We start from the raw sequence: 13,089 nt of genomic DNA on the forward strand, positions 1-13,089 counted from the left end.
CGCTTCATGGACTTCAAGCGCTTCAGGCACGGCGCGGGCTTGCATTTCGCGCGCCCCGCGGCCCGCGCCGCGTGTGGCCGATCTCAGCGCTTGAGCTTCGCGAACGCCGCCGCCATCGCGTTCACCGGCTCTTCGCCGCGCGAACGTTGACCACCGCGATTGGCGTTGCCGCCACGGTCGTTGCGATCACGGCCGCCGCCATTCGCCGCGCCGCCACCGGCGCGCTGCGCCGCGCTCGCGGGATCGTCGTCCATACGCATCGTGAGCGCGATGCGCTGACGCTTCACGTCGACGTCGAGCACCTTCACCTTCACGACCTGACCGGCCTTCACGACTTCGTGCGGGTCCTTGATGAACTTCGTCGACATCGCCGAGACGTGCACGAGACCGTCCTGATGCACGCCGATGTCGATGAACGCGCCGAACGCCGCCACGTTGGTCACGACGCCTTCGAGCACCATGCCCGGCACGAGATCGGAGACTTTCTCGACGCCGTCGCGGAACGTGGCCGTCTTGAATTCGGGACGCGGATCGCGACCCGGCTTTTCGAGTTCGGAGAGGATGTCGCGCACGGTCGGCAAACCAAAACGCTCATCGACGAATTCAGCGGGCGAGAGGCCCGAGAGCGCCTCGCGGCTACCGAGCACGTCGCCGATCGTGCGCTGGATCTTCGCGAGCATGCGCTCGACGACCGGATACGCTTCCGGGTGCACCGACGAGCGATCGAGCGGATTCTCGCCGCTGTTGATGCGCAGGAAGCCCGCGGCCTGTTCGAAGGTCTTGTCGCCGAGGCGCGGCACCTTCTTCAGATGTTCGCGCGACGGGAACGGACCGTTCGCATCGCGGTAATCGACGATATTGCGCGCGAGCGTCGAGTTCAGGCCCGACACGCGGGCGAGCAGTGCGACCGAAGCCGTATTCGCATCGACGCCCACGGCATTCACACAGTCTTCGACCACGGCGTCGAGCGAGCGCGCGAGTTCGCGCTGGTTCACGTCGTGCTGATACTGGCCGACGCCGATCGCCTTCGGCTCGATCTTCACGAGTTCGGCGAGCGGGTCTTGCAGACGACGCGCGATCGACACGGCGCCGCGCAGCGACACGTCCAGCTCGGGGAATTCCTTCGCCGCCAGTTCGGACGCCGAATAAACCGACGCGCCGGCTTCGGACACGACGATCTTCTGCAGCTTCAACTCGGGATGCTTCGCGATCAGTTCGCTCGCGAGCTTGTCGGTCTCGCGCGAAGCGGTGCCGTTGCCGATGCTGACGAGTTCGGCCTGCGTCTGCGCGGCGATGCGCGCGAGCTTCGCGAGCGAGCCGTCCCAGTCGCGGCGCGGCTCGTGCGGGTAGATCGTGTCGGTCGCGAGCAGCTTGCCGGTGCGATCGACCACGGCCACCTTGACGCCCGTGCGCAGACCCGGATCGAGGCCGATCACGGCCTTCGGGCCGGCCGGCGCGGCCAGCAGCAGATCCTTGAGGTTGCGCGCGAACACGCGGATCGCCTCGGTCTCGGCCAGTTCGCGCAGGTTCGTCAGCAGTTCGTTTTCGAGGTGCGGCTGCACCTTCACGCGCCAGCACCAGCGGCACACGTCGGAGAGCCACTTGTCGGCGGGGCGGCCCAGATTCGAAATGTTGAAGTGGCGCGCGATATGACCTTCGCCCGGATGCGGCGTCTGCGTGTCGAGCTCGCCGCCGAGGCCCAGCTTGACCATCAGCACGCCCGCGTTACGGCCGCGGAACAGCGCGAGCGCGCGGTGCGACGGCACGGTCTTGATGGTCTCGGAGTAGTCGTAGTAGTCGCGGAACTTCTCGCCTTCCTCTTTCTCCTTGCCTTCGATCACGGTCGACGTCACCACGCCCTGGTTTTGCAGCCAGTCGCGCAGCTTGCCGAGCAGTTCGGCCGTTTCGCCGAATTGTTCGGAGAGGATGTCGCGCGCGCCGTCGAGCGCGGCCTTCACGTCGGCGACGCCTTTCTCCGCGTCCACGTATTGCGCGGCTTCCGTCTGCGGATCGAGCAGCGGATTGGCGAGCAGTGCGTCGGCGAGCGGCTGCAGACCGGCTTCGCGTGCGATCTGCGCGCGCGTGCGGCGCTTGGGCTTGTACGGCAGATAGAGGTCTTCGAGAACCTGCTTGCTGTCGGCGGTCTCGATGGCGGTGCGCAGTTCGTCGGTGAGCTTGCCTTGCTCTTCGATGCTCGCGAGGATCGCGGCACGGCGCTCTTCGAGTTCACGCAGATACAGCAGACGCTCTTCGAGCGTGCGCAACTGGGTATCGTCGAGATTGTCCGTGACTTCCTTGCGGTAGCGGGCGATGAACGGAACGGTCGCTCCTTCGTCGAGAAGCTGGACGGCGGCCGCCACCTGACGCGGTTGAACGTTCAATTCGGTGGCGATACGCTGGACGATCTTGAGTGCTACGGTTTCCGTCATAGGGTCTGGATATTCCTGCGAGGATCGGTTTGCAGTCCGGTTTTCGGTCCGACGACCGGGCGGAGCGCACCCGCGAGGGAACGCCCGCTGGCCGGTGGAGCGGGGCATTTTGCCATAAATGGCGGAGCGCTCGAGTCGGGGGGTGTTAGAATTTCCCCCATGTTCCGCTGCCCTCAGAAGACGTTGATCCCATCCCGTTTGTCACCTGTCCGGTCCGTTGCGCGCGAAGGCGCTGCATGGCGGACCTCCGCCCGCGCGGCGGTTTGTGCCGTCGCGTTGCTGGCGATGGCGAACGTTCCGGCCCTCGCGGAAGACGAGGGCGCCCAGCAGGCGGTGTCGGGCGCTCCCGCGGCTAGCGGCGCGCAAATCGCGAGCCCGGTGGAAGTGGGCGGTCCGATCGGTTCGGGCGCGGCGGCTGCGGGCTTGCCGGCTTCGGCTGCGATCGCGGCATCGGGTGCAACGAACGCCGATGTGCAGAACGATTTTGCCGCGCGTCAGAAGGTGCTCGACCGGCGCACGGCGGAGAACAACTATCGCTATGGCGTGGCGCAGCACGACTGCTACGACACGTTCTTCGTGAATCACTGTCTGGGCAAGGCGCGCGACGCGATGCGCGTGGTGCAGGCGGACATCCGCCAGAAACAGTTGCAGCTCGACGAAGAGCAGCGCGCCGACAACGCGCGCCGCCGCGATGAGCAGACCGCCCTGCAACGCGCGCGCGACGAGGCGGACGCACCGCAGCGCGCCGCGAACGAGGCGAAGAGCGCGCAGGCGTTCGAGGACAAGCAGCGTCAGCACGAGCTCGATCAGGCGCAGCGCCAGGCCGAAGCGCCGCAGCGCGCCGCGAACGAGCAGGCGTATCAGGACAAGCTGCGCCAGCACGCGCTGGATCAGGCGCAGCGTCAGGGCGAACAGGCCCAGTCGCAACGCGCGGCCAACCAGGCTGCGTACGACAAGAAGCAATCGGATTTCCAGAAGCAGCTCGACCAGGCGCGCGCCGAAGGTCAGCAGAAGGCGCAGGAGCGCAACCAGAAGGCTGAACGCTTCCAGCAGAAGCAGGACGAAGCGGCGAAGCACAAGGCCGACGTCGAAGCGCGTCAGAAACAGGCGGCCGAGAAGGCGCAGCAGCAGGCGCAACAGAAGCAGCAACAGGATCAAAAGCAGCAACAGCAACAAAAACAGCAATCGCAGGGCCAGTAGCACCACGCTTTTTCAGCCGGTCAGCAACCTCAGGCGCGCGACCCTTCGCACGGCGCGCGCCGATCATGACGAGGAGGCGAGCATGCGCGAGCATCGTGAAGTCAAAGGCGAGGTCCTTCGTGACCGCATTCTGCAACTGGAATCGGAACACGGCGATCTCAATCGTCAGATCGAGAGGCTCTGCGAGACGTCGGACTTCGACGATCTCGAATTGCAGAAGCTGAAGAGGCGCAAGCTCAAGCTCAAGGACAACATCATCCTGCTGCAACTGCAGCTGGACCCCGATTCAACGAAGACCTCGAACGGGCACGCCTGATTCCGGGTCCCGGCAGGCGCCGGGGCGCGGCCGCAGTCGGGCTGTGCCTCGAGGACCGAGCAGGAACCGCTTGCCTTGAATTCAACGACCGTTTCCCGAACCCAGCCTGCACGCGATGGCGGCGCGCAGGCTGGTGACGCTCGCGCCGCGCAAGCCGCATCGCCCGCGCTGAGCACGCGTCGCGCCGCCGAACTCCAGGAACTCTTTGCCGCCGACGGCTTGCTCGCGCGCGAGATCGACGGCTATCGTCCGCGTGCCGCGCAGATCGAGATGGCGAGTGCCGTGGCCGCGGCGATGGAAGCCGCCGCTCAGGCGCAGCCCGATCCCGCCGCGTTCGAGTTGCAATCGCGTCCGGCGCGCCGTCTGGAACGCGGCGCACCCGCGCCGGCTGCCGCGAATGGCGACGAAGCGTCGCGTGCCGATTCGGGCGACAACACGCTGATCGTCGAAGCGGGTACGGGCACGGGCAAGACCTACGCGTATCTCGTGCCGGCCATGTTGTGGGGCGGCAAGGTGATCGTCTCCACGGGCACGAAGCACTTGCAGGATCAGCTCTTCGCCCGCGACATTCCCACCGTGCGCGACGCGCTCGCGGTGCCCGTGAGCGTCGCGATGCTCAAGGGCCGCTCGAACTACCTGTGCCACTACTACCTGCAACGCACGGCCGACAACGGCCGTTTGCCGTCGCGCCAGGAAACCTCGTATCTGCAAGAGATCATCCGCTTCGCGAAGATCACGCGATCGGGCGACAAGGCCGAACTCGCGAGCGTGCCGGAGACGGCGGCCGTGTGGTCGATGGTCACTTCGACGCGCGACAACTGCCTCGGCCAGGAGTGTCCGCATTACAAGGATTGCTTCGTGATGCACGCGCGCCGCGAAGCGCAGCAGGCCGACATCGTGGTGGTGAATCACCATCTGTTCTTCGCCGACATCATGCTGCGCGACACCGGCATGGCCGAATTGCTGCCGAGCGCGAACACGATCATCTTCGACGAAGCGCATCAACTGCCTGAAACCGCCACGCTGTTCTTCGGCGAGACGCTCTCGACGGCGCAGTTCCTCGAACTTGCGCGCGATTGCGTCGCCGAAGGCCTGGCGCATGCGCGCGATGCGGTGGAGTGGGTGAAACTGGCCGCCGGTGTCGAACGCGCCGCGCGCGACGTTCGGCTCGCGTTCAAGGAAGATTCGCTGCGGCTGTCGATCACGCAGTTGCCGGAAGACCATCCGCTTTTCGACGCACTCGACGCGTTGCAGACCGAACTGGGCACGCTCGCGACGGCGCTTGCCGGTCAGGCTGAGCGTGCGGAATCGCTGGGTACGTGCCTGCGTCGCGCACGCGAGTTGCAGGGCATTCTCGCGGGCTGGACCGGCGCCGCAGTGGCCGAGCCGGCGCGCAAGCCCGAAGGCGAGGGCGAAGCCGCCAAAGAATACCCGAGCGACGACGAAAAGGTCCGCTGGGTCGAAGTGTTCTCGCACACGGTGCAGTTGCACGAGACGCCGCTCTCGGTTGCGCCGATCTTCGCGAAGCAGCGCGCGGGCGTGCCGCGCACATGGATTTTCACGTCGGCGACCTTGTCGGTGCGCGGCGACTTCACGCACTACGCGGCGCAAATGGGCTTGAGCTCGCGCCGTTCGATGACCTTGCCGAGTCCGTTCGATTATCCCGAGCAGGGCTTGCTGTACGTGCCGCGCAATATGCCGCAGCCGTCGTCGCCGCAATTCACCGACGCCGTGTTCGATGCGGCCTTGCCGGCGATCGAGGCATCGGGTGGCGGTGTGTTCATGCTGTGCACGACGCTGCGCGCGGTCGATCGCATCGCCGCGAAGCTGCGCGACACGATCGAGGCGCGCGGCTGGAACACGCCCTTGCTCGTGCAGGGCGACGCGAGCCGCACCGAATTGCTCGAACGCTTCCGCGCTTACGGTAACGCGATTCTGGTGGGTAGCCAGAGCTTCTGGGAAGGTGTGGACGTGCGCGGCGATGCGCTCTCGCTCGTCGTCATCGACAAGCTGCCGTTCGCGCCGCCCGACGATCCCGTGCTGGCCGCGCGACTCGATGCGCTGACCAAGAAAGGCTTGAGTCCTTTTGCGGTACATCAACTTCCGCAAGCGGTGATCACGCTCAAGCAGGGCGCGGGCCGCCTGATTCGCGCGGAGACCGATCGCGGCGTGCTGATGATCTGCGATACGCGTCTTGTCGATAAGCCCTATGGGCGTCGCATCTGGCAAAGTCTGCCGCCGTTCAAGCGCACGCGCGAAATCGAAGTCGTCAAGGCGTTCTTCGATGGCGAAGAAGAGGGCGCGCAAGCGAGCTGAACAGGCTGTGCGCGTAATACGCGCTTGCAGATGCGTCGCGCTTGTTACATGCGCGGCGCATGAAGAAAGTCTCGATATCTCGATAGGGGAAACAAAAAAGCCACGAACTTGCGTTCGTGGCTTTTTTGCTTGCCCGCTGTGCGACTGGCGATGTCGTCAGGCTGCACCGCGGTTCGCAGCGATGCCCGCTGGAGCCGAAGCTCGGCACGGGCCTCGTGCGAATGCAGCTTACTGGCTTGCGCCCGATGCCGGAGCAGCAGCCGAAGCGCCTGCGTCCGAAGCAGCAGCGCCAGCGTCCGAAGCAGCAGCCGTAGCCGAAGCAGCAGCGTCGCTCGCAGCAGCAGCAGCGCCCGAAGCAGCAGCAGCAGCGTCCGAAGCGGCAGCAGCCGGTGCCGAAGCAGCCGTTGCGTCGCTAGCCGGCGCAGCGGCTTGGTCGCTGCTCTTGTTGCACGCAGCGAGTGCAACAGCTGCCAGCAGGGATGCTACGAGGAGGGATTTCTTCATGATCACGTCCTTTTATGGTTAAAGGTAAGCAACAGCGCAAAATAATACCGGTAATGTGCCCCAACACCGACCTGAGCCGCTGGTGGAGATGCACTGCAAGAGCGTGAATCTTCCCTACGGCCTGGGCGGAAATTATAGGCACTTTCGTATCGACCGTCGACAAATCCGGGGACAATACGTTGTCTTTCTCATACAAGCACTATATTAGTACGGTATAACAGTCCGAAGCGCTTACGCAAGCTCCCCGGTCCGTATCCAGCCCGCACAATACCATTCGTGTAGTAACGCTGTCACACACGAATCGTGTGAGAGTGTTACAAAGCGTTTCCCATCCAGAAAGCGGTTGTCGGCCAAGGCCGGCAGCCACTTTCGGGCTTCTCTGAGCAAGTACTGTTCCCCGTTCAGGTAGTACGACCGCGCATCGTAAAGCAGGATCGTCCTGCGGTCGAGTCTTATCCCGCTTTTCGCGGCGCGCGCAACAAAACGGGCCTCGTCGAGGGGTTTTTCGGGGGCTTCGAAGACCACATTGGCCTTCGGTTCCGAAAGGTACGAGCCCACGAACGACGACACATCGCCATCGCTCCAACGCACTTTAGCAAGCACGGCCGCAACGCGCTCCACAAGTGCCGGGGGCAATTGCGCGGGATGCGCCACGGCGGGCTGATCCGGGTCGCGGTAAAGCGCGCTTTTGCCGCCCTTCGCTCCGGGCTGCGCGGCGTCGTCGGCGCCACGTTCGGCGAGCCAGTAAAGAAACTGATTCGTGAGCTCCGACGTGGAAGGCGAGCGAAAGCCGATCGAGCAGGTCATGCACTCGCCTTCGGCCACGCCGTCGTGCGCGATGTGCGGCGGCAGATAGAGCATGTCGCCAGGCTCCAGCACCCATTCTTCCTCGGGTTCGAAATTCGCGAGAATTTTCAGGGGCATGCCTTCCTGCAGCGACAGGTCGCGCTGCGCGCCGATACGCCAGCGGCGCTTGCCGTGCACCTGCAGGAGAAACACATCGTAGGAATCGAAATGCGGGCCGACACCGCCGCCATCGGTCGCATACGAGATCATCAGATCGTCGAGACGGGCGTCGGGCGCGAAACGGAAGCGTTCGAGCAGCGCGCGGGCGCGATCGTCGTGAAGATCGGCGCCTTGCACGAGCAGCGTCCATTGACGCGTTTTCGGCGTGGGCAGTTCGTCGGCGCCGAACGGGCCGTGTTCGAGCGACCAGCGCTTGCGGAAATGCGTGATGAGGCGCGATTCGACGTCGTCGCTGTCGGCAAGCGCGAACAACTCGTCGCGCGAAAGCGGCGCCTCGATGCCGGGTATCGCCTGGCGGATCAAGAGCGGCTTTTTCTGCCAGTATTGCTTCATGAACTGCGCCGGACTCAGGCCGCCCAGCAACGATGTGGGTGCGTCGGGCGCGGGGCGTGCCGCGGAGGAGGGGGCGCGCTGCTTGCGCGCGTCCTCCACGTGGTCAGGGGACCGCTTGGGCATCGTATAATGTGGTCTGTAATCTGGAGGATCGAATGAAAATTGCAAAGGACACCGTCGTGTCGGTCGCTTACAAGCTATCGGATGCGCAGGGCAATCTGATTGAGGAAAGCGACGAGCCGATGGTCTATCTGCACGGCGGCTATGATGGCACGTTCCCCAAGATCGAGGAAGTGCTGGACGGCAAGGAGCCGGGCTTCGAGACCCAGATCCAGCTTGAGCCGCAGGATGCGTTTGGCGAGTACGATCCGGAACTCGTGAAGATCGAGCCGCGCACCCGTTTCCCTGAACCGCTCGAAGTCGGCATGCAGTTCGAAGGCACGCCGGAAGAAGGCGATGAGGATCTCGACGCGCTCATCTACACGGTCACCGACGTCGCAGAAGACAAGGTCGTGCTCGACGGCAATCATCCGCTGGCCGGCATGGCCCTGCGTTTTTCGCTGAGCGTGAAGGAAGTGCGTCAGGCGACGGAAGACGAAATCGAGCACGAGCACGCGCACGGCGCCGATGGTCTCGAAGTCATCGACGAAGACGAGGAAGACGACGGCGACGAAGCCGAGTCGAAACCTACCCTGCACTGATCTCGCCGATCAGTCGACGCGCCGGCCTCAGGGCCGGCGTTTTTCGTTTACGCGCGGATTCGGCGACGCGGCGGTTCGCTCGTTCAATACCCGGGCGCCGCGCTGCTGGCAGGTGAGGCGCCGTGACCGACCCACGGCGGTGCAAGCTGGAGCGGCGCGGTGTGGGCGCCCGGCGCGTTCGTGGACGGCGCGCCTTGCCAGTCCGGCGGCATCGATGCGCCGCTGGCCGGGGTGGCGGGCATGCCATTCACACCGTAGGCGTTGTTGACGTCCGGCGCTTGCTGCATACCGGGGATTTCGGTGACGTCGGGCATCGACGACACCTCGGGCATGTCCGGCACGGCAGGCGACGCGTTGCTGCCCGGCATCGGCGGCGGTTCCTGCGGCGGCAGGAGCGGCAGATGTTTCGGTACGTCGCGCACGCTGATGCGTAGCGGCGTGCGGCGCGTCATGTCTGCGTCGATCTGTAGCCATTGCGTGAGCGGATCGCGCAGCGCGAGGCTGATGCGCGTCACGTTTGCAATCCTGACGCCCTTTTCGGTGCGCAAGGGTTGATCGATCGCGAAGCCGCGCGCGAGGCGCGTTTCGTCCGGGTTGACGATCACGATCGGCCCACGGAAGGTCTCGGCGGCCTTGATGAGGCTGCGCCGCAATTCGGTATAGCCGTCGCGTTGCGCGCGGCGGAAACGCAGCCACGCGAAGCGCTCGGGTCGCTCGTAGTGCTCCGGCATCGCGTTGCCCTGCATGAAGATGACGATGGCCCGCGCGTTGCGCCGCCGTGCGTATTCGGCCGCGTGTTCGAGCCAGAACCCGTTGGCGATGACGCGGTCTTCGAATTCGCCGTTGCGCCCGCCTGCGTTCAGATAATGGTTGTTGTCGCCGGGCACGTTCAGCGCGATGAACACGGTGTCGCCGGTTTGCCAGCGCGCATTTTCCCGATACGGCCGGAAGCGCGACACTTCGCTTTCGCGCGTGAGCGTCAGTGGATTTTCGCCGAGCGAATTGCTGTCGCCGAAAAAATTCTGACGCAGAAAATCGAGACGCTCGACCGGGTCCCAGGCGCCGCTGCCGTTCATGCCGCAGTTCGCCCAGTCGCGCTGGCCGGGCACGAACACGAGCGGCGGCCGCGATGCCGAGAGCAAGGCGTGGCGGCGCTCGTACAGGTTGTCCGCGCACGATTCGCGCGGGCCTTTGAGATTGCCGTCGTAGACCACGAAGGCAATTTGCGGATCGCGCCCGATGGCATCGACGAGACGTTGCAGCGTGCCTTCGTCGCCGGGCTCGGTCACGACGTTCGCGAGCACGGCGAACGAATAGCGCTGCGAGGACGCGGCCGATTGCGGCTGCGCCCAGGCCAGGCCCGGCAGCGCGAGCGCGATGAGCGCGGCGAGTGCAGTGAATGCGCCGACCGCACCGACCGCGAACCGCAGTGCGCTCAGACGCCACGCCCGCACCGAAGCGCGCCACCTGCCGTGCATATTTTTCAGATAGCGCGAATGCAGCCGCCCGCGGCCTCGTAGGGCAGGCCGCGGCGGCGTCGCAGGGCGACGCTCAGCGTTTGGCGTCCGGCGCTGTGGCCAGCTCATGCAGTTCGTACAGCAGATCGAGTGCGTCGCGCGGACGCAGCTCGTTGGGATCGATGGCACGCAACCGCTCCGCCACGCGCGCCGCCGCCGGATCTTCCTCGGCTTGCGGCGCATCTTCGACATAGTGTTTCGGGGCGTCGAATTCGTCGTCGCTCGCGGCGGCGGGCGCGGCGAACAGATCGAGTTGCGGCGTGGGCTGGCCCGCCGACATCTGCTCGAGATGCACGAGATGCTTGCGCGCCGCGCGTATCACCGAATTGGGCACGCCCGCGAGTTGGGCGACCTGCAAGCCGTAACTCTGGTTCGCCGGACCTTCGCTGACGGCGTGCAGGAACACGATGCCGTGACCGTGCTCGACCGCCGAGAGATGCACGTTCGCCGCCTGCGCGAATTCAGCGGGCAGTTGCGTGAGTTCGAAGTAGTGCGTGGCGAACAGCGTGTGGCAGCCGTTGCCCGACAGCAGATGGCGCGCGATCGCCCATGCGAGCGCGAGGCCGTCGAACGTCGAGGTGCCGCGGCCGATTTCGTCCATCAGCACGAGGCTTTGCGGCGTGGCGTCGTTGAGGATCGCCGCGGCTTCGGTCATTTCGACCATGAAGGTCGAGCGGCCGCCCGCGAGGTCGTCCGCCGCGCCGATCCGCGTGAAGATGCGGTCGATCGGACCGAAGCGCGCGCGCTTCGCGGGCACGTAACTGCCGACGTAGGCGAGCAGCGCGATCAGCGCGGTCTGGCGCATGAACGTCGACTTACCGCCCATGTTCGGGCCGGTGATCAGCAGCAGCTTGCGGTCCGCGTTGAGCACGCAGTCGTTCGCGATGAACTGCTCGACCTGCGCCTCGACCACCGGATGCCGGCCTTGCTCGATCTCGATACCGGGCGCGTCGGAAAACGACGGCGCGGCCCAGTCGAGCGCGCGCGCGCGTTCCGCGAACGCGGCCAGCAGGTCGAGTTCGGCGAGCGCGGCGGCCACGCGCTGGCAATCGAGCAGATACGGCAGCAGCGATTGCAGCAGCGCGTCGTAGAGCGCCTTCTCGCGTGCGAGCGCGCGTTCCTGCGCGGAGAGCGCCTTGTCCTCGAACGTTTTCAGTTCGGGCGTGATGTAGCGCTCGGCGTTCTTCAGCGTCTGGCGGCGGCGATAGTCGTCGGGGACTTTGTCGGTCTGGCCGCGCGTGACTTCGATATAGAAGCCGTGTACCTTGTTGTATTCGACGCGCAGATTGCCGATGCCCGTGCGCGTGCGTTCGCGTGCTTCGAGATCGATCAGGAACTGGCCGCAGTTCTCGGACATGTCGCGCAGTTCGTCGAGTTCCGCATCGTAGCCGCGCGCGATCACGCCGCCGTCGCGGATCATGGCCGCCGGTTCCGGCGCGACCGCGCGATGCAGCAGTTCGGCGCATTCGGGCGGCGGATCGAGCAGATCGACGATGCGGGCGAGCGACGACGATGCGCCGCCGGCCGCCGCGACTTGCTCGCGCAGCGCGGGCAGGGCGGCGAAGGTGTCGCGCAGGCTCGACAGGTCGCGCGGACGCGCCGACAGCAGCGCGAGGCGACCGGTGATGCGTTCGACGTCGGCGATCTGGCGCAGTGCGCTGCGCAGCGCATCCACGCTGGCGGGCGGCGGGGCGTCGAGCAGCGCGCCGATGGCTTGCTGGCGAGTTTGCGCGATGCCCGCGTCGCGCGGCGGATGATGCAGCCAGTGGCGCAGCAAACGGCTGCCCATGGTCGTGCTGCAGGTATCGAGCAGCGAACACAGCGTGGGCGACTCGGTGCCGCGCAATGTTTCGGTGAGTTCGAGATTGCGCCGCGTGGCCGGATCGAGGCCGATATATTCCGACTCCGCTTCGACTTTCAGGCTGCGCACGTGACGCAACTGCTGGCCTTGCGTGGCCGCTGCATAAAGCAGCAGCGCGCCGGCCGCGCCGCAGGCGCTCGTGAGCGTCTGCGCGCCGAAGCCGTCGAGGCTCGCGACGTCGAGTTGATCGCACAGACGCTGGCGGCCCGACGCGACGTCGAAGTGCCAGGCGGGCACGCGCGTCAGCGCGCCCGGCGTGGTGCCCGATCCTGCGGAAGGCGGCGCCCAGCCCGACGACTCCGCCGGCATTTCCGCGACCAGAATTTCCGCGGGACGGATGCGCTCGAAGGCCGCCGCGACCTGTTCGGGGGCGACTTCCGCGAGGCGCAGCGCGCCGCTTGCCAGATTGAGCCACGCGAGACCGACGTTGACGGTCGCGCCGCGCCGGTTGTGACCGGGGCAGACCGCCATCAGATAGACGTCGTTCTTGTCGGAAAGCAGGGCGGCGTCAGTCAGCGTGCCGGGCGTGACCACGCGAACGACCTTGCGCTCGACCGGCCCTTTGGACGTGGCCGGGTCGCCGATCTGTTCGCAGATCGCCACCGACTCGCCGAGCTTCACGAGCTTGGCGAGATATTGCTCGCAGGCGTGATGCGGCACGCCCGCCATCTTGATGGGATTGCCCGCCGATGCGCCGCGCTGCGTGAGCGTGAGGTCGAGCAGGCGCGCGGCCTTCTCCGCGTCTTCGAAGAACAGCTCGTAGAAGTCGCCCATCCGGTAGAACACCAGCGTGCCCGGATGATCGGCCTTGATGCGCAGATATTGCTGCATCATGGGAGTGTGTTGCGCGATGTCGGCTGCGCCTGCGGTGTGTGTAGCCATCCTC

9 protein-coding genes are annotated in these 13,089 nt (G+C 65.8%); 4 read left to right on the forward strand and 5 right to left on the reverse strand.

The window, feature by feature from the left end; all coding sequences use genetic code 11:
* Window positions 1–83: 83 nt before the first annotated feature.
* Window positions 84–2,429: a Tex family protein gene (locus tag SB764_RS28400; RefSeq protein WP_176079176.1), complete on the reverse strand. Its 2,346-nt coding sequence runs from the start codon at window positions 2,427–2,429 to the stop codon at window positions 84–86.
* 285 nt (window positions 2,430–2,714) lie between these two features.
* Between SB764_RS28400 and SB764_RS28405 the strand changes: the two genes are divergently transcribed.
* From SB764_RS28405 to SB764_RS28415, 3 genes are all read left to right on the forward strand, one after another.
* Window positions 2,715–3,629 carry a hypothetical protein gene (locus tag SB764_RS28405; RefSeq protein WP_410865792.1) on the forward strand — a complete coding sequence of 305 codons (915 nt, stop codon included), beginning with the start codon at window positions 2,715–2,717 and terminating at the stop codon, window positions 3,627–3,629.
* A gap of 82 nt (window positions 3,630–3,711) precedes the next feature.
* Entirely contained in the window at window positions 3,712–3,945 is a 234-nt protein-coding gene (locus SB764_RS28410; protein WP_074984447.1) for a DUF465 domain-containing protein, read from the forward strand.
* Between the two features lie 75 nt (window positions 3,946–4,020).
* Window positions 4,021–6,261 (forward strand): ATP-dependent DNA helicase, encoded by a 2,241-nt coding sequence (locus SB764_RS28415; protein WP_074984449.1) that lies wholly within the window; start codon window positions 4,021–4,023, stop codon window positions 6,259–6,261.
* 228 nt (window positions 6,262–6,489) lie between these two features.
* Here SB764_RS28415 and SB764_RS28420 read toward each other — a convergent pair whose 3' ends face one another.
* Window positions 6,490–6,765, reverse strand: coding sequence for a hypothetical protein (locus SB764_RS28420; protein ID WP_074984450.1), 276 nt, complete (start codon window positions 6,763–6,765; stop codon window positions 6,490–6,492).
* 231 nt (window positions 6,766–6,996) lie between these two features.
* Window positions 6,997–8,247 (reverse strand): JmjC domain-containing protein, encoded by a 1,251-nt coding sequence (locus SB764_RS28425; RefSeq protein WP_410865795.1) that lies wholly within the window; start codon window positions 8,245–8,247, stop codon window positions 6,997–6,999.
* A gap of 32 nt (window positions 8,248–8,279) precedes the next feature.
* Here SB764_RS28425 and SB764_RS28430 point away from each other — a divergent pair, with 32 nt between their 5' ends.
* Window positions 8,280–8,825: a peptidylprolyl isomerase gene (locus SB764_RS28430; protein ID WP_065060220.1), complete on the forward strand. Its 546-nt coding sequence runs from the start codon at window positions 8,280–8,282 to the stop codon at window positions 8,823–8,825.
* An 83-nt stretch (window positions 8,826–8,908) separates the two neighbouring features.
* On the opposite strand, the gene SB764_RS28435 is transcribed toward SB764_RS28430, so the two are convergent.
* Together SB764_RS28435 and mutS are read right to left on the reverse strand one after the other, a co-directional pair.
* Complete coding sequence (locus SB764_RS28435; RefSeq protein ID WP_321904583.1) at window positions 8,909–10,303, reverse strand: hypothetical protein; 1,395 nt, start codon at window positions 10,301–10,303, stop codon at window positions 8,909–8,911.
* A gap of 73 nt (window positions 10,304–10,376) precedes the next feature.
* Entirely contained in the window at window positions 10,377–13,085 is a 2,709-nt protein-coding gene (gene mutS, locus SB764_RS28440) for a DNA mismatch repair protein MutS (protein WP_065060218.1), read from the reverse strand.
* Between the last annotated feature and the right edge of the window lie 4 nt (window positions 13,086–13,089).

The organism is Paraburkholderia sp. SIMBA_027 (assembly GCF_046535315.1).
GTDB classification, from domain to species: Bacteria; Pseudomonadota; Gammaproteobacteria; order Burkholderiales; family Burkholderiaceae; genus Paraburkholderia; species Paraburkholderia tropica.

Coding starts and splice junctions, on each gene's coding strand:
- SB764_RS28420 (WP_074984450.1), bottom strand. CDS start 6,765: ATGAAGAAATCCCTCCTCGTAGCATCCCTGCTGGCAGCTGTTGCACTC.
- SB764_RS28430 (WP_065060220.1), top strand. CDS start 8,280: ATGAAAATTGCAAAGGACACCGTCGTGTCGGTCGCTTACAAGCTATCG.
- SB764_RS28410 (WP_074984447.1), top strand. CDS start 3,712: ATGCGCGAGCATCGTGAAGTCAAAGGCGAGGTCCTTCGTGACCGCATT.
- SB764_RS28405 (WP_410865792.1), top strand. CDS start 2,715: ATGGCGAACGTTCCGGCCCTCGCGGAAGACGAGGGCGCCCAGCAGGCG.
- SB764_RS28435 (WP_321904583.1), bottom strand. CDS start 10,303: ATGCACGGCAGGTGGCGCGCTTCGGTGCGGGCGTGGCGTCTGAGCGCA.
- mutS (WP_065060218.1), bottom strand. CDS start 13,085: ATGGCTACACACACCGCAGGCGCAGCCGACATCGCGCAACACACTCCC.
- SB764_RS28425 (WP_410865795.1), bottom strand. CDS start 8,247: ATGCCCAAGCGGTCCCCTGACCACGTGGAGGACGCGCGCAAGCAGCGC.
- SB764_RS28400 (WP_176079176.1), bottom strand. CDS start 2,429: ATGACGGAAACCGTAGCACTCAAGATCGTCCAGCGTATCGCCACCGAA.